At 68.8% G+C, this 14703-nt stretch carries 16 protein-coding genes, 3 tRNA genes and 3 pseudogenes; 10 read left to right on the top strand and 12 right to left on the bottom strand.

The features are described 5' to 3' along the window. Positions 1-69: 69 nt before the first annotated feature. A complete protein-coding gene (locus tag ACFVYA_RS33450) occupies positions 70-516 on the top strand; it encodes a pyridoxamine 5'-phosphate oxidase family protein (protein WP_387050713.1) in 447 nt (148 codons plus the stop codon). Here ACFVYA_RS33450 and ACFVYA_RS33445 read toward each other — a convergent pair whose 3' ends face one another. Next, positions 517-1071, bottom strand: coding sequence for a hypothetical protein (locus ACFVYA_RS33445; protein ID WP_387050711.1), 555 nt, complete (start codon positions 1069-1071; stop codon positions 517-519). Between the two features lie 169 nt (positions 1072-1240). On the opposite strand from ACFVYA_RS33445, the gene ACFVYA_RS33440 reads away from it, so the two are divergent. Both ACFVYA_RS33440 and ACFVYA_RS33435 read left to right on the top strand, forming a co-directional pair. Beyond that, positions 1241-1969 (top strand): rhomboid-like protein, encoded by a 729-nt coding sequence (locus ACFVYA_RS33440; protein ID WP_387050710.1) that lies wholly within the window; start codon positions 1241-1243, stop codon positions 1967-1969. 65 nt (positions 1970-2034) lie between these two features. Continuing rightward, the gene (locus ACFVYA_RS33435) at positions 2035-4359 is read left to right on the top strand and encodes an EAL domain-containing protein (protein WP_387050708.1); all 2325 of its coding nucleotides are present in this window, start codon (positions 2035-2037) and stop codon (positions 4357-4359) included. Here the strand turns inward: ACFVYA_RS33435 and ACFVYA_RS33430 are convergent. From ACFVYA_RS33430 to ACFVYA_RS33415, 4 genes and pseudogenes are all read right to left on the bottom strand, one after another. Continuing rightward, positions 4359-5141, bottom strand: a pseudogene (locus ACFVYA_RS33430) (arylamine N-acetyltransferase); the annotation flags it as partial. The gene ACFVYA_RS33435 and the pseudogene ACFVYA_RS33430 sit on opposite strands and share 1 nt — an antisense overlap. A 33-nt stretch (positions 5142-5174) precedes the next feature. Then, positions 5175-5525 carry a YciI family protein gene (locus ACFVYA_RS33425; RefSeq protein ID WP_387050706.1) on the bottom strand — a complete coding sequence of 117 codons (351 nt, stop codon included), beginning with the start codon at positions 5523-5525 and terminating at the stop codon, positions 5175-5177. 128 nt (positions 5526-5653) lie between these two features. Continuing rightward, on the bottom strand, positions 5654-6232 hold the full coding sequence (locus tag ACFVYA_RS33420; RefSeq protein WP_387050704.1) for a class I SAM-dependent methyltransferase: 579 nt from the start codon (positions 6230-6232) through the stop codon (positions 5654-5656). A 1002-nt stretch (positions 6233-7234) separates the two neighbouring features. Beyond that, entirely contained in the window at positions 7235-7570 is a 336-nt protein-coding gene (locus ACFVYA_RS33415; protein ID WP_387050757.1) for a PASTA domain-containing protein, read from the bottom strand. A 140-nt stretch (positions 7571-7710) separates the two neighbouring features. Between ACFVYA_RS33415 and ACFVYA_RS33410 the strand changes: the two genes are divergently transcribed. Further along, complete coding sequence (locus ACFVYA_RS33410; RefSeq protein WP_387050702.1) at positions 7711-7854, top strand: hypothetical protein; 144 nt, start codon at positions 7711-7713, stop codon at positions 7852-7854. Between the two features lie 77 nt (positions 7855-7931). On the opposite strand, the gene ACFVYA_RS33405 is transcribed toward ACFVYA_RS33410, so the two are convergent. Beyond that, positions 7932-8117 carry a hypothetical protein gene (locus tag ACFVYA_RS33405; RefSeq protein WP_387050701.1) on the bottom strand — a complete coding sequence of 62 codons (186 nt, stop codon included), beginning with the start codon at positions 8115-8117 and terminating at the stop codon, positions 7932-7934. Positions 8118-8190: 73 nt separating this feature from the next. On the opposite strand from ACFVYA_RS33405, the pseudogene ACFVYA_RS33400 reads away from it, so the two are divergent. Beyond that, positions 8191-8686, top strand: a pseudogene (locus tag ACFVYA_RS33400) (tyrosine-type recombinase/integrase); the annotation flags it as partial. A 75-nt stretch (positions 8687-8761) separates the two neighbouring features. Here the strand turns inward: ACFVYA_RS33400 and ACFVYA_RS33395 are convergent. The 5 genes from ACFVYA_RS33395 to ACFVYA_RS33375 all read right to left on the bottom strand — a co-directional run bounded on the left by ACFVYA_RS33395 (position 8762) and on the right by ACFVYA_RS33375 (position 10358). Beyond that, positions 8762-8835: transfer RNA gene (locus ACFVYA_RS33395), tRNA-Phe, on the bottom strand. A gap of 31 nt (positions 8836-8866) precedes the next feature. Further along, positions 8867-8940, bottom strand: a tRNA-Asp gene (locus ACFVYA_RS33390). Positions 8941-8977: 37 nt separating this feature from the next. Further along, positions 8978-9050: transfer RNA gene (locus ACFVYA_RS33385), tRNA-Glu, on the bottom strand. A gap of 117 nt (positions 9051-9167) precedes the next feature. Then, on the bottom strand, positions 9168-9944 hold the full coding sequence (locus tag ACFVYA_RS33380) for a hypothetical protein (protein WP_387050700.1): 777 nt from the start codon (positions 9942-9944) through the stop codon (positions 9168-9170). Positions 9945-10103: 159 nt separating this feature from the next. Further along, a complete protein-coding gene (locus tag ACFVYA_RS33375; protein ID WP_387050698.1) occupies positions 10104-10358 on the bottom strand; it encodes a hypothetical protein in 255 nt (84 codons plus the stop codon). A gap of 650 nt (positions 10359-11008) precedes the next feature. On the opposite strand from ACFVYA_RS33375, the gene ACFVYA_RS33370 reads away from it, so the two are divergent. Further along, positions 11009-11452 carry a hypothetical protein gene (locus ACFVYA_RS33370; RefSeq protein WP_285987823.1) on the top strand — a complete coding sequence of 148 codons (444 nt, stop codon included), beginning with the start codon at positions 11009-11011 and terminating at the stop codon, positions 11450-11452. Positions 11453-11562: 110 nt separating this feature from the next. Here the strand turns inward: ACFVYA_RS33370 and ACFVYA_RS33365 are convergent, their stop codons facing one another. Beyond that, the gene (locus ACFVYA_RS33365; RefSeq protein WP_003097368.1) at positions 11563-11766 is read right to left on the bottom strand and encodes a cold-shock protein; all 204 of its coding nucleotides are present in this window, start codon (positions 11764-11766) and stop codon (positions 11563-11565) included. A 457-nt stretch (positions 11767-12223) separates the two neighbouring features. Here ACFVYA_RS33365 and ACFVYA_RS33360 point away from each other — a divergent pair, with 457 nt between their 5' ends. From ACFVYA_RS33360 to ACFVYA_RS33345, 4 genes and pseudogenes are all read left to right on the top strand, one after another. Beyond that, positions 12224-13435 (top strand): Ig-like domain-containing protein, encoded by a 1212-nt coding sequence (locus ACFVYA_RS33360; RefSeq protein ID WP_387050696.1) that lies wholly within the window; start codon positions 12224-12226, stop codon positions 13433-13435. 185 nt (positions 13436-13620) lie between these two features. Continuing rightward, entirely contained in the window at positions 13621-13935 is a 315-nt protein-coding gene (locus tag ACFVYA_RS33355) for a hypothetical protein (RefSeq protein ID WP_387050694.1), read from the top strand. Between the two features lie 4 nt (positions 13936-13939). Further along, positions 13940-14491 carry a SigE family RNA polymerase sigma factor gene (locus tag ACFVYA_RS33350; protein WP_387050692.1) on the top strand — a complete coding sequence of 184 codons (552 nt, stop codon included), beginning with the start codon at positions 13940-13942 and terminating at the stop codon, positions 14489-14491. A gap of 5 nt (positions 14492-14496) precedes the next feature. Then, a pseudogene (locus ACFVYA_RS33345) lies at positions 14497-14703 on the top strand (hypothetical protein); the annotation flags it as partial.

Raw genomic sequence — 14703 nt, 5'->3', positions numbered from 1 at the left:
AAGACTCTTGCTTTAGAGGTCGCTCTATGGCTAGCCTTAAGTCAAATCCATTTGCCTTAAGGAGTCTCCATGGCCCGCAAGATGACCAAGGACGAGCGCGAAGCGTTCCTCGCCGAGCCGCAGGTCGGCGTGCTGAGCGTCGCGGCCGAGCCCGGGCGGGCGCCGCTCACCACGCCGATCTGGTACCGCTACGAGCCGGGTGGCGATGTCGTCGTGATGACCTCACCCGGCCTGCGGAAAGCCCGGCTGATCGAGGCGACCGGCCGGTTCGCGCTGTGCGTCCAGCAGCAGGACGGCGTCTACAAGTACGTCTCGGTCGAGGGCCCGGTCGTGAAGTCGTGGCCGATGACGAAGGCGGAGCGGCACGAGATGGCGGCCCGCTACCTGCCGCCGGGGGTGAGCGAGGCCTACACCGACGCGACCGACGAGGCCCACGGGAGCAACATCGCGATCGTGATGCGCCCGGAGCGCTGGAACACCTCGGACTTCAGCGACCTCGCGGAACAGCTGGCCTGATCACCAGCAGATGACCAGGAAGCATGTCGTCGGTCGGGGTGGTGTCGGGGTCGGCGTCGGCGGGCGCCCGGCGGGCGACGTCGGGTTCCCGGTCGGCGGCGGTGTCGTCGAGGCGCCACCGGTGGTCGCGGGTGCGGTGCCGGACGGCGTGGGGGTCGGCGTCGCGGACCCGGTTCCGGCACCGATTCCGGCGGTTTCGGTGGCCGGGTTGCGGCCCGGCACCTCGGTGACGGTGCCGCGGTGCTCGTTCGACGCCGTGACGACGTCGCCGCCGGTACCGCCACCGATCCCGCCGTCCGGCGGGGAGTCGGTGGCCTGGTCGGCACCGCCCAGCCCGGTGGTGCGCTGCGGGAAGGGGATGACCTGGATCTGGTCGACCGGGGAGGCGTCCTCGCGCTCTTTGCCGCCGAAGGCGACCAGCGCCGCGGCGGCGCCGCAGCCCACGATGACGGCGAGCATCACCGCGACCACGCGCCAGCGTGACTGGCCCGGTCCCGGACGGTCGCCCCAGCCCTCGCGCACGAGCAGCTCGGCGACCGATACCTCGTCGTTCACCCCGACTGACCTTCCCGAGGGGCCTTTCGGCCGTCATCGTGGCCGTATTCTTACCGTAAAAGGCCCCCGAACGGGTGAAGGTCCGGCAAAAATTCGTCACGTAACGCAAAGTCTGACAGTGAGTGACATCCACAGCGTTTTCTAAGCTGCCGCTCGTGATACTCCCAGCATGACCACCGAAGCTCAGTCCATGGTGCTGAGAGCCGAACGGCCGATCCCTTCGATCGCCGTCGCGCGCCGGCGCAATCCGTGGGCGTTGCTCCGGTACGTCCCCAACCCGAAGACGACGCCGTTCACCTGCGGCTACCTGATCGTCCTGCTGGCCACGACCCTGCTGCTCGAGTTCGCCGACCCGGCGGTGACGGCCCGGCTGCTCCAGCTGTCCAGCACCGACGCCCACAACCTGTGGCGGCGCCCGCTGACCTCCCTGCTGAGCAGCGCGATCTGGCTGCCCGGCGAAAACTGGCTCGTCTACGCCCTGATCTTCGCGATCGCCGTCGCGCCGCTGGAACGCCGGTTCGGTGCCCGCCGCACGGCGCTGGTGTTCTTCTCCGGCCACATCGTGGCCACCCTCGTCACCGAACTGCCGGTGATGGCCCTGATCAGCGCGCACGTGCTGCCGAACTCGGCCGGGCACTGGCTCGACATCGGCGTCAGCTACGGCTTCTTCACCACCGCCGGCGCCTTGGTGTTCCCCCTGCCCGGCCGCGCGCGCCTGCTGGCGCTGGCCGCGATGGAGGCGTTCATCGCGGCGATCTGGCTGAGCGACGACCCGACGGCCCTCGACTCGGTCGTCACGCTGCTCGGCCACGCGTTCGCCGCGCACTTCGGGCTGCTGGTCTGCGGACCGTGGCTGCGGGAGCGCATCCGCAGGCCGAGCCCGGATTCCGCCGGGTAGGCAGGGGCCGGAGTCGGTGGTGTAATCGACGAGCCACACGCCGACTTCACGGGGGACGGACGCACATGCAGGCCGACTCGCTCGCCGAACTGGTCGAGCTGAGTCCGGACGCGATCTGCGTCCACGAGCACGGCGTGCTCACCTACGCCAACCGCGCGGCCCTCGAAACCTTCGCCGCGCGTTCCGCCGACGAGGTCGTCGGCCGCCGGTTCACCGACTTCGTCGCCGAGGAGGCGCGAGCCGTCCTGCAAGAGGAGCTCGCCCGGCTGACGAAGCCGGGGCAGGCCGGTGAGCCCGTCGAGGCGCTGATGTCCCGGCTGGACGGCAGCAAGTTCGCCGTCGAGACGGTGCTGGTGCGCCTCGGGGAGGCCACGTACCAGGTCGTCATGCGCGACATCACGGCGAAGAAGGCGGCCGCCGACGCCCTCCGCTACCAGGCCGCACTGGTGTCGCACGTCAGCGACGCGCTGATCGCGACCACCGGCGAGGGCGTCGTGACCAGCTGGAACCCGGCCGCCGAGGCGGTCTACGGCTGGACGGCGGCCGAAGCCGTCGGGCGCCGCGCGAGCGAGCTCGTCGGCGCACCGCTCGACCTGCCGGCCATCCGGCGCGGCGGCGGCGTCGCGGAAGCGGTGCACCGGCGGCGGGACGGCGCTCCCCTGGCGGTCCGCGTCTCGGCAGCCGAGATGAACGACGGCTACGTGCTCGTCTGCGCCGACGAAACCGCGCGGCGGCGGGCCGAGCAGAACTACCGCACGGTCGTCGCGTCGCTCGACGAAGGCGTGCTCGTGATGGGTCCCGGCGGGCTCATCGAAGCGGCGAACCCGGCGGCCTGCCGCATCCTCGGCGTCGCCGAAGCCGACCTGATCGGCGTGCCGTGCCACACGCTGACGCTGTTCACCGAAGCCGGGCAGTGGATCCCGCCGGACGAGATGCCGTCGGTGCTGACGCGGCGGACCGGGGTCACGCACAACGGCCTGGTCGTCCGCCTGCGCCGGCCGGACGGCCGCGACGTCTGGGTGTCGCTGACCTCCCGGCTGCTCGACCCGGACGACCCGGCGGCGATGACCGTGGTCACGTCGTTCACCGACATCACCGAGACCCGCGCGATCAGCGCGCAGCTCGCCTACGACGCCACCCACGACCCCCTGACCCGGCTGGCGAACCGGACCCTGGTGCTCGGCAGGCTCGACGCCCGCGAGCGCGGCACGGTCACCGTGCTGTTCCTCGACCTGGACAAGTTCAAGGTCATCAACGACTCGCTCGGGCACTCGGTCGGTGACCAGGTGCTGCGGATCGTCGGCGAACGCCTGCGTCGCAGCTCGGGTCGCGAAGACCTGGTCGGCAGGCTGGGCGGCGACGAGTTCGTCGTCGTCACCGCCGAGGTCACCGACGCGGGCGAGGTCCACGCGCTGGCCGAACACCTGCGGGCCACGCTGGCCGAGCCGATCGGCGTCCTCGGCAGGCAGCTGCACCTCGACGCGAGCATCGGTGTCGTGCTCGTCGGCCGCGACGACCGCCGCAGTGCCGAGGACCTGCTGCGCGACGCGGATGTCGCGATGTACCAGGCGAAAGCGCTCGGCCGGGGGCGGCACCACTTCTTCGACGTCGGCCTGCGCGAGCGGATGCAGCGGCGGCTGCGGATGGAGCAGGACCTGCGCTACGCGGTCCACGACGGTCAGCTCTGGCCCGCGTACCAGCCGGTCGTCGACCTGCGGACCGGCAAGATGGTCGCGGTGGAAGCGCTGCTGCGGTGGACGCACCCCCGCCACGGCGCGATTTCGCCGGCGGAATTCATCCCGCTCGCCGAAGAGAGCGACCTGATCAACGTCATCGGCAAGGAGATGCTGCGCGCGACGACCCGCGAGCTCGCCGCGCGGCGGGTCGGCCAGGGCCTGGACCTGACGCTGAAGGTCAATCTCTCCGCCCGCCAGCTCGACGACCCGCACCTGGTGCCCGCGGTCCAGGACGCGCTGGCGGCCACCGGGCTGCCGGCCGGCGCGCTGTGCCTGGAGGTCACCGAAAGCGCGTTGATGCGCGATCAGGAAGCGGCCGCGGAAGTGCTGGCGTCCCTGCGTTCCCTGGGCGTGCTGCTGGCGATCGACGACTTCGGCACGGGTTATTCGTCGCTCGCGCAGCTGCGCCGGCTGACGCTGGACACGCTCAAGATCGACCGCTCGTTCATCACCGGGATCGCCGAGTCGCGGGACGCGGAGGCGATCGTCACGAGCATCATCGCGATGGCCCACGCGGTGGACCTGACGGTGATCGCCGAGGGCGTCGAGTCGGGGGGGCCGCGGGGGGGGCGACGCCCGGGGGGCTGCGGCCCCGGGCCGGGCGAACACCCCGGCCGGCCCGGCCCGGCCGCCCGGGGGGGAGGTGCGGTATAGTTAGTAAAGCGCTCGAGCTCGTCCGCCGTCAGCTCGATGCCGAGCTCCTTGAGCGTGGCGTCGAGTTCGTCGGGCGCGACGGTGGTGGTTTCGCTGCTGCCGTCGGGTTTTTCGACGGTGAGTTCCCGGCCGAGGAGCTTGCGGCTGACGCCCGGCTCGATCGTCATGATCACCAGGCGCCCGGTGAACGGCGACTTCGGGTGGGTCGACGTGTAGTGGTGGTAGACCTCGTAGTCGATGGGGTGCATCTCGTTGAGGCGGAATTCGAGGGTGTCCTCGTCGCCCTTCTGCAGCGTCCACCAGCCGTCGTTTCCGGTGATGCGGTGCGGCCACCCGGCTTGGTCGACCTCGTGGCCGTCGACGAGCGGCATGGGATCGAGGATCCCGGCGCCGAACCCGACGTCGGCGAGGAACTGCTTGCCGTCGACGTCGACGACGAGCGTCATGTGCGTGTAGGGCCCGGGCCGCCGCGGCTGCACGCGCGCGGAAAGCCGGTGCACGGTGTAGCCGAGCCGCTCGAGGACGGCGGCGAAGAGGCCGCTCTGTTCGTAGCAGTAGCCGCCCCGCCGCCGTCCGACGAGCTTCGCGCTCACGACATCGAGCGAAATCCCTTGGTGCTGCCCGAGAACGACGTCGATGTTCTCGAACGGGACGGCCCCGACGTGCGCCCGCATGAGTTCGGTGAGCGCGGCTTCGGACGGCGTCCGCCGCGGTTGCCCGACGCGCGCGAGGTAGGCGTCGAGATCGACGGCGCCGATGCCCCATTCCCCTTCAGTGGTCATGGGTTCATGGTGAACCCTCGACCGCACTGGAGGTCAACTTTCGTGGACGACCGGCCGCACCTCGACGGCGGTGTACTGGGCATCCGGGATCTTCGCCGCCAGCTCGACGGCCCGCGCTTCGCTCGCCACGTCGACGACGTAGTAGCCGCAGAGGAAGGTGTCGGACTCGACGAAGCCACCGGTTTTGGTGTGCGCCACGCCGCCTTTGACCTGGACGGTCTTGCTCTCACCGGGTTCGGCGAGCGCCTTGGTCTCGACCATTTCCCCGGATTCGGTGATGAGCTGGATGAAGGCCCCGTGCCCTTCGTAGACGGCGTTCTTCTGGTCGTCGCCGAGGGTGCTCCAGAGGGCGGGGTTCATGTGGAGGGTAAGGAGGTAACGCATGTCCGGCTCCCCGTGTCGGGCGGCGGCCCCTGGTGGGCTGCCTTCGCCGGTCGGTCGAGGCTGTCGCCGCGGTCCGGACACGGGCTTCAGCGGTTCACTCGTTCGGCCCAACCGACTCGTCGCTTCCCTCAGCTGCGGCTGACGACGAGGTACCGCTCGTCCTCGATCTCGGCGCCCCACAGCGCCGGATCAGTCAGCTGCCGGACGGCCGCTTCTTCCCGGTGCGCGCGCACCAGCTCCCGGCACTCGGCCGCGGTGAGCCCGGCGCCGGTGGACCACCGGCCTTCGACGAGGAGCAGCAGGCCACCCGGTTTCAGCAGCCGCACCCACCGCCCGACGGCGGCGGCCGGGTCCGCCATGGCCCACAGCACGTGCCGCACCAGGACGACGTCGCAGGAGTGGTCCGCGCAGGGCGGATCGGCCGCATCACCCTGCCGCAGCTCGACCCGGACACCCGCGGTCTTCGCTCTGGCCTCGTCGAGCATCCGCTCGGAGAGGTCCACGCCACAGACGTCGTGCCCCGCCTCGGCGAGGAGCAGGGTGAGACTGCCGGTCCCGCACCCGAGATCGGCAACAACGGCGGGCGCCGGCGGCAGCAGCGGAAGGAGCAGCCCCGCCCAGGCGGCGCGGACCACGGGATCCCGCAGGCCGTGGTCGGGCTGTTCGTCGAAGGTGGCCGCTTCGGCGTCCCAGACGTTCTGCGCCATGGGGCCATGATGCCCGGCGGCACCGACATTTCCGCTGGACCAACGCCGCGGCGAGACGGGCCGACAACAAAACAGCCCCCGCCAAGTTTGGTGGGGGCTGTTTTTGGCTGATCAGAACGGTGGCCAGGGCCGGGGTCGAACCGGCGCCGGCGCGGAGCCAGCCAACGCCGTCGATGTGGCGTCGCTCGCGTTCGAGAACAACGAGCACACTTTACCATCGACCTTAACCCGAACATTTTCGTTGGTGAACACTGGAGGTATCATCAGAATGTCACGGCCATCCGGCCTTCTACTTAAGGGACTCGCAGTCGCGGCCAGCTGCGTCATGGGACTCACTTTGTTCGCCGATGCTTCCTTCGCTTCGAATCGTGGGGGCAGCGGCAGTGCGCAGCCACACCTGGTCAAGAGAACAGCGGAGTCGCACATCAGACCCAGCATTATCGAGCAGCTGAACAAGACCCAAGTCTCGAACGGACACAAGACGGCATCCCTGGCCGACATCAACCCGTCGTGCTCCGGGCAGTGGATTGACCTCGATCTGCAAGTCGAGTGGTACTACCACGACGAAACACTTCTCACAGAAGCGTCAGACGCGGACTGGCACGGGTACGTGCAGTGCTATGACGTATCCTATGTCAGCACGAGTTCCGACCTCCTCTTCCGGAACGTTAGTGTCCAAAATGGAACAGAGGGCATTTGCGGCACCCCGGATGGAATCGGCACACAATGCGGATACTCGCCTACATTTAATACATACTACTGCGCAGGTATCGGGAACTGCAACGGCTCATATATTGTACGACTGGGTGCAACGATCAACCTGCCACCGGGATGGAACTGGAACACGGTGCCAGATTTCTGTAGCACCGTTTCAGTTCGGTCCATGATCTGCGCGATCGACACTGTTCCGGTGGTTATTGTGCCATACATCAACTAGGCTGGTCAGCTCGCACTGGACGTCGAGATATGTGGGGCTGGCGTTTCTGTCCAGCCCTCACGTATCTAGAGGCCAGGTTCAGGGTCGTCGCTGCGAACCGGAGGCACCGGACGTCGGGGCTCACGTATTCCTGCGCTGCCCGGCCCATCATCAAACCACACGGTCACGGTCCCACCGGGCGGTAACCATTCACCCGCCGAAGGCGCCTGACCGGCAATTCGCCTGCCGAGCCACCCACCGGTTTCGTCGGCATGAGCTCCGGGCCCCGTCAACCCCAGATTGTCCATCGCGACTAGTCGACGCGCTTCCCACGGGTACATCCCCACGATGTCTGGCACGCGAACCTCAGGCTCGACAGCTCCGCCCCGCCGCAGCCCGACTCGTCGTCCCCGGGACCCCATACGCCCATGATAACCCCGACGCGGTCGAAGGTTGCCAGATTCGCGCAGGGTGGAATTCATCCGTTTCACCTCGGCCGCAGGGCCCTGACCTGCACGTCCGCAGGCACTCATGAACCCGGGGCTTGATACGCACATGCCAGTTGCCCGACCGGGGCAAGACCTGGGACATCCTCTGGGTCATCCCGCTGCGGGAGAGCACGCCGGAGGGCATCGTCCGGCAGCTCGAAGGCCGCTTCGGCGGGCTGCTCCGCCCCGTGAGCAACCACCGGCTCCCGCGCAGCTAGCAGCCGGCGCCTGCGGCACGGCGTTACGTCGTGCCGCAGGCGCCACTGGAGGAGATCCGAGCTGTCGACGTCCGGGGTTAGTAGCCCTGGCGCCACAGCCATCCCGAAACCCTTTCGATCTTCGCATCGCCAGGAAAGTGGAACTCGCCGAAGTCCGTGGCAGCGTCCATCGTCAGCTCGACGAAGCTGCGTTCGCCTTGTTCTCCAGATTCTTCGCGGCCGGATATCTTGGCCATAAGCTCCGCGCACTCGGCCCCGAGCATCTCCTCCCCTTGTCCGTCTCATACACGAACTTCTTGACCTCGTCCCACAGCGACAGCCGGCCAGGTCTTCGAGTGCGGCGCGAAGTACCACAAGATGAAGTCCTGTCCCGAGAACTGCAAACGGCACTACCGGAAGCCGAGCCCGCCGGACTGCGTGAGCCACGCCCGGTGGTGCCCGCAGTGGCACGGCGGCGGCCTGGTCGAAGTCGACGTGAAGTCGTCGGCCGGGTCCGAGTGGCACGGGGGCGAGTGGATGTTCACCCAGCCGAACGGGAAGCCGCTCGACCCGCGCCGGGACCTGGACGAGCGGAAGGCGCTCCCGAAGAGGCGGGAGGCCCGGTTGCATGACGCGCGGGCACACCGCGGCCACAGTGCTGCTCGTGCTCGGGGTGCCGGAGCGGGCCGTGATGGAGTTCATGGGCTGGTCGAACAGCCCCATGGCGAAGCGGTACCAGCACATGACCGGCGGCCTTCGCAGGGACATCGCGGACCAGCTGAACGAGTACCTGTGGAAGCCCGAACGCAAGAGCAAGGGCAAGCGACGGAAGGGGCGCAAGAAGGGCGAGTGAGACGGAGACTGAGAGAGCGCACGCGAAACAGCCCCCGCCGGGTTCGGTGGGGGCTGTTTGGGCTGATCAGAACGGTGGCCAGGGCCGGGGTCGAACCGGCGACCTTCCGCTTTTCAGGCGGACGCTCGTACCAACTGAGCTACCTGGCCGGGAACGCCGGCAAGGAGCCGAACGATCTTGCGACCCTGACGGGACTCGAACCCGCGACCTTCGCCGTGACAGGGCGACGCGCTAACCAACTGCGCCACAGGGCCTTGCGCTACTACAGTCTTGCTTTACTACAGTACTGCGTACTCCCAACGGGATTCGAACCCGCGTTGCCGCCTTGAAAGGGCGGAGTCCTAGGCCGCTGAACGATGGGAGCCCGGTCGGTTTCGGGTGACCGACCGACCGCGCTCTCAGGTTCCCCTGGGAGCGATTACAAGCATAGGGCACGCCGCCACCCCTTTGCACAGGGGGTTCCTTAAGCCTCCAGCGAGGCTCAGACCTGCGCAAACTCCGCCAGTTCCGCCAGGCGGCGAGCGAGCTCGGCCTGCTCGGGCTCGGACAGCGCCGACGCCAGCAGCTCGCCGATCCGGTCGTCGGTCAGGGCCTCGGCCCGGTGCCAGCGGTCGCGCAGGTCCGGCTTGCGCTCCGCCGAAGCGACCAGCTCGTCGGCCGCGTCCTCGGGCCACGCCGTGCGCAGCAGGCGCTCGCGACCGCCCTCAGGATCAGCGATCACCGCTTGCGGGACCGACAGGCCCAACGCGCGCAGGGCCGCGAAGTGAAGACCCCCACGCAGCTCACGGAAGACCATCAGCGCGAAGCCGAGGCGCTCGACGTCACCCTCGGGACGCTCGGCGTTCTTCCACCCCGCGAAGAGCGCCAGCCCGCTTGCGTCCGCGGCGTCGACGACGCGGAACACGAGCTCCGCCAAGCGGCCGGGCTCCGGTACGGCCGAAAGGCTGACGCGTAACCACCGAGCCGATGACTCCGCGTAGGCGCGAACCGCGGCGGGCGCATCGAGGGCCGCCGTCGCCGGCGGCAGGACGAACTCGAACAGCCAGTGCGGGAAGATGCCGAACAGCTCCGCGGCCACCTTCGGCGGGACGTCGCCGAGTACCGCCGACCGTCCGCGGACGTACAGCGAACGCGGCGGCAGGCCCACCTCCGCCTCGACCGCGGCCAGCTCCGGCGACGTCATGAACTTCCCGCCCAGCACCTGCACCACCGGCCGGATCCGGTTCGCCAACCCCGCCGCACCCTCGGTCGTCGTCATGTCCGCCCCTTTCGACCCAGCAACCGTAACACTGTTACGAAACGGGCGTCAAACAGCGGCCCACAACTGGGCAATCACTTGCCGGAAAGCAGCACAACCAGCGGAGATATCACCGGACGGGCCCAGCGGAACACACCGGACCCACCCGCCACCACACCCTCAACGCTGAACCGGCGCCTGCCCGTCCTCATCCAGGTTCAAGCCCAGCATCTCCAGCAACTGACCACAGTCCTCGACCCCCAGCGCACCGTGCGCCACCGCCAGCCGAGCCCGCCGGACCTGATCATCCGACACCCGCTGCGCATCCGCCGCCCCACTCCGCTGCGCCGGCAACGCCCCGGCAAACGGCGCACTCCCCCCATCGGCACCTTCGTACCGAAGGAGGAACTGCCGCACTTCAACAGACCCGCTCATAGCCCCTCCACACGGCTCACAACAACTTGGCCGCGAGGCTAACCAGCGCCGGCCACCACACACAGCCCCCCGGAGAGTGAACCTGAGGCCACACTCCGCTCAACGCAGCGCAATCGGCAACCTCGAAGAAGAACCCCACCCGAACGAACGTCACCCCCGCAGCAAAGTGACACCACACGGGGAAATTTCCCGCTCTCCACTCGCCCAACCACCCAACTCGTGCAACAATCGAAGTGCTGACACACCCCCGGTCAGCGCCTGTGGAGATCCCCTCCGACCCCCGCGTTCCTCCCCCTGGCGCGGGGGTCCTCCATTTCCTGGCCCGCTTCGGGCTTCGCCCTTCGCCTGGGCCCACATTTCGGTGTGCTGACCCGGGGGGCCGAGCCCCCCGGACCCCCCACGGTGCCTCGCGCTCGGCTTCCAGCGTGGTCCGTTGTGCGCCTCGGGCGCTGCGCGCCCTGGCGATCTGCCGCCGTTTGTGCGGAAGGTTGGGGACTGTGCGTGATCGACTCGGAGGGTTAGGTGGGGGTTGCTTTGTGTTGTTGGGGGTTGGTCTGAATGGGTGGGGATTGGGCTGAATGGGGAATACTGGGGGCGTGTTGTAGCTCACAGTGGTTTGTGTGGCGAGATGCAAACGTTATCGTGGCGTTGTGCCTCTTCCCTCCCTTGGCCGCTTGAGCAGCCGCACGAACCTGAAAGCCGCCGCGTCTTCCGGGCGTCATCGTGGTGCCGCGAAGCCTGCGGACGACGGTGCCGTCGAGGACACCGAGCTCACCTCGTACCTCGCCGCGCTTGCTCCGGAGAACGATCTGGAGAGCACCGGGTCCGGCAAGCGGTTCGGTGAAGCTCAGGTCATCCAGCTGCGCATGAGCCTCGTGGCCAACCAGCAGCTCAAGGACATCGCCGCCGAGCGGGAGATCTCGCCGCAGGCGCTCGCCCAGGAATGGATCCTGGAGCGGCTCAACTGGGAGGGGCAGGCCTCTTCCCTGCAGGACCAGCGGCAGCAGGCCGGTGCTGTCGAGGTCAGCGACCTCACCGACGAGTTCCACTTCCCCGCCGACGCCTTCGACGCGCCGGCCGTCGCCCGGCACTGAGCCGGCGCACGCAGACCTCATGAGAAAGGGCCCCCGACACAACTGCCGGGGGCCCTTCACTCAGGCCTTAAGACGCGCAAAGGGCCTGTGAGGCTTGTTCCGCCTCAGTTTCAGATCGCGCGGACCTTCTGGGCCTGCGGACCCTTCTGGCCCTGGCCGACCTCGAACTCCACTCGCTGGTTCTCCTCGAGGGTGCGGAAGCCGCGGCCCTCGATCTCCGAGTAGTGAACGAACACGTCGCCTTCGCCGCCGTCCTGCGCGATGAAGCCGAAGCCCTTCTCCGCGTTGAACCACTTCACAGTGCCTTGCGCCACCGCTGTACTCCTCGTTACACAGATCCGCTTCGAATGCCACCGAAGCGGCACCCCGACCGTCCCGGGCGGTTCCAACGAGACGAGTCAAGAGCGGGTCGGCTCCATGGCTCGCGTCAGAAGTTCCGCGAGTGTGAAGCCACGAACACGCAAAACGACGGCCTGAGAGCAGACTACCGGGATCTGGCCAAAGTTGAACCCCGTGATCGAGGCGAAAACCGGCTGTGCGCACCAAGGTCACCGGAACGTCGTAGGGCTCCCGCCCCGTTCTGTCGGACCCACCGGCTAGTCTGGCGCCGCACTGCGACACCGTGATCACCGAATACGGCTCGGAGTCGGCCGTGCCCCCTCAGTGAAAGCTTCCGCCGACCAATGTGACGCTCGTCACATCAATGTTGCTCAACGTACACGGTCTGCGGGGCGTCTCGAAGAGGGGAAGCACCAAAGGGGCAAAAAGGGGATGGGTGTGACGGTGAGGAATTCCACGCGGCGCCGCGGCGCTGCCGTGGCCTTGGGCTTGGTCGCCGTGCTGACGCTGGGGGCGTGCAGCAGCGAACCGACGGTCTCGGCGAGCGGGACGTCGGGCGGGGGCCCGACGAGCTCGCCGGCACCCACCGCGCAGCCCGCGAAGCTGACGGTGTCGCCGGCGGGCGGCGCCCAGGACGTCGCGCCCGGCGAACCGGTCGTCGTCCAGGTCACCGACGGCACGATCACGTCGGTCACGCTGACCAACCCGGACGGCAAGCAGGTCCAGGGGCAGGCGTCGGCGGACAAGAAGAGCTGGACCACCACCGAACAGCTCGGCTACGGCAAGACCTACACCTGGTCCGGCCAGGCACAGGGCGCCGACGGCAAGAACGTGCCCATCGCCGGCGCGTTCACCACGGTCAAGCCGAAGCGCCAGCTGGCGGCCAGCCTGAACGTCGGTGACGGCCAGACGTACGGCATCGCGATGCCGATCGCCCTGACCTTCCCCAGCCGCGTCACCGACAAGGCCTCCGTCGAGAAGGCGCTGTCGGTCGAGACCACGCCGAAGACCGAGGGCTCGTGGGGCTGGATGGAAGGCGACACCTCGGTGCACTGGCGGCCGAAGGAGTACTTCAAGCCCGGCACGCAGGTGAAGGTCAACGCCAAGATCTACGGCGTCAAGATCGGTGACGGCGTGTACGGCAAGCAGGACGTCTCGGCCAGCTTCGCCATCGGGCGCTCGCAGATCGTCAAGGGCAACACCACGCAGCACACCATGCAGGTGATCCGCGACGGCCAGCAGATCGCCGACTACCCGGTGAGCTACGGCCTCGACTCCGACCCCGGCCGCGTCACCCACAGCGGCGTGCACGTCGTCATGGGCAAGCAGGCCACGTACGCGATGAGCAACCCGAAGTACCACTACGAGAACGTCGTGGTGCCGTGGGCGGTCCGGATCTCCAACAACGGCGAGTTCATCCACGGCCTGGCCGCGTCGGTCTGGGCGCAGGGCAAGAAGAACGTCTCGCACGGCTGCCTGAACCTGTCGCCCGCGCGCGCCAAGGAGTACTACGACGGCGTGCTCCCCGGCGACCCGGTCGAGATCACCGGCAGCACGCAGACGCTGAGCGCGAAGGACGGCGACTACAGCGACTGGACCTACGACTGGGCGAGCTGGCAGAAGCTGTCGGCGCTGGCCCGCTGAGCCACCGGGGCTGAGACACCGAGAAACAGCCGGGCGGCCGGGAAGTCCACTGCGGGCTTCCCGGCCGTTCGTGTTTTCCGCGGAACAATCCCCGAAATCCGATGCAACCCCGGTGATCACCCGCCGCATGACTAAGGGCAGAGGCGCAGCGATCCCCTGCCGCGCCACGAGAATGAGGAGCTGTCTTGCGTATCCGCATCGCCCTGACCCTCGGCGCGCTCGTGCTCGCCGGTGGCGCCCTGACCGGTGGCATCGCGCTGGCTTCGGAGGCGCAGGCGCCGACCCCGGCCACGACCACCCAGGTGACCCGGCCGGGTGAGCCGACCTTGGCGCCGGCTCCGACCAGCAGCCGTCCCCGCCCCCTGGCGCCGAGCGCGGTTCCGGTGCCGCGCGAGACGACTCGCCCCGCCCGCACGGGCCCGGCTCCGCGCGTCCCCCGCGCCGTCCCGGCCGGGCCGACCGGTGACCTGCACCTGCCGGCCGTGTGGGAGACCCGGTAACCAGGTGATCTCCCGCTCCCGTCCGTCGACCGGGCCGGGCTCGCCGTGGGACGGCGAGTTCGCCCGGTACTTCGGCGAGCGCGCGCACAGCCTGCGATCGACCGCCTTCCTGCTCTGCGGGGACTGGCACCAGGCCGAAGACCTCACGCAGGCCGCGCTGCTCAAGATCTACCTCGCCTGGCCGAGGCTGTCGCGGCACGACGCGCTGGACGCCTACGCGCGCAAGGTCGTCCTGCGCACGTTCCTCGCCGAGCACCGGCGCAGCAGGTGGAAACGGGAGCGGCTCACCGACACCCCGCCGGAACTCCCGGCGGAACCCGCGAGCGACCAGGACATGCTGGTCCGGCAGGCACTGGCCGTCCTGGCCCCCAAGCAGCGCGCCGTGCTGGTGCTGCGGTACTTCGAAGACCTGAGCGTCGAAGAGACGGCTCAGGCGCTCGGCTGCAGCACTGGCACGGTGAAGAGCCAGGCTTCCCGCGGCCTGGCCACGCTGCGGAACCGGCTCGGTCCGCACTACGGTGCGCTGACCTTCAGCGCACCCACGGAGAGGAGGTGACGAACATGGACCAGGAAGACGACGTCCGCGCGATCCTGACCGGCGCGGCCGGCGGCCCGCAGCCGCCGATGCGCCTCGAAGCCGCCGACGTGATCGAGCGCGGCGGCCGGGTCCGGCGACGACGCAAGCGTTTCGCCGTCGCGGGCACTTCGACCGCGACGGCGGTCGTCCTCGCGGTGGCCGGTTTCCTGGCCGGCCACCGCGCCGGCCCG

Source organism: Amycolatopsis sp. NPDC058278 (assembly GCF_042881395.1).
Classification (GTDB): Bacteria; Actinomycetota; Actinomycetes; order Mycobacteriales; family Pseudonocardiaceae; genus Amycolatopsis.
This window is presented reverse-complemented; position numbering and strand designations above follow the sequence as displayed.

Coding starts and splice junctions, on each gene's coding strand:
- ACFVYA_RS33450 (WP_387050713.1), top strand. CDS start 70: ATGGCCCGCAAGATGACCAAGGACGAGCGCGAAGCGTTCCTCGCCGAG.
- ACFVYA_RS33440 (WP_387050710.1), top strand. CDS start 1,241: ATGACCACCGAAGCTCAGTCCATGGTGCTGAGAGCCGAACGGCCGATC.
- ACFVYA_RS33435 (WP_387050708.1), top strand. CDS start 2,035: ATGCAGGCCGACTCGCTCGCCGAACTGGTCGAGCTGAGTCCGGACGCG.
- ACFVYA_RS33425 (WP_387050706.1), bottom strand. CDS start 5,525: ATGCGTTACCTCCTTACCCTCCACATGAACCCCGCCCTCTGGAGCACC.
- ACFVYA_RS33420 (WP_387050704.1), bottom strand. CDS start 6,232: ATGGCGCAGAACGTCTGGGACGCCGAAGCGGCCACCTTCGACGAACAG.
- ACFVYA_RS33415 (WP_387050757.1), bottom strand. CDS start 7,570: ATGGGGTCCCGGGGACGACGAGTCGGGCTGCGGCGGGGCGGAGCTGTC.
- ACFVYA_RS33405 (WP_387050701.1), bottom strand. CDS start 8,117: ATGCTCGGGGCCGAGTGCGCGGAGCTTATGGCCAAGATATCCGGCCGC.
- ACFVYA_RS33380 (WP_387050700.1), bottom strand. CDS start 9,944: ATGACGACGACCGAGGGTGCGGCGGGGTTGGCGAACCGGATCCGGCCG.
- ACFVYA_RS33375 (WP_387050698.1), bottom strand. CDS start 10,358: ATGAGCGGGTCTGTTGAAGTGCGGCAGTTCCTCCTTCGGTACGAAGGT.
- ACFVYA_RS33360 (WP_387050696.1), top strand. CDS start 12,224: ATGGGTGTGACGGTGAGGAATTCCACGCGGCGCCGCGGCGCTGCCGTG.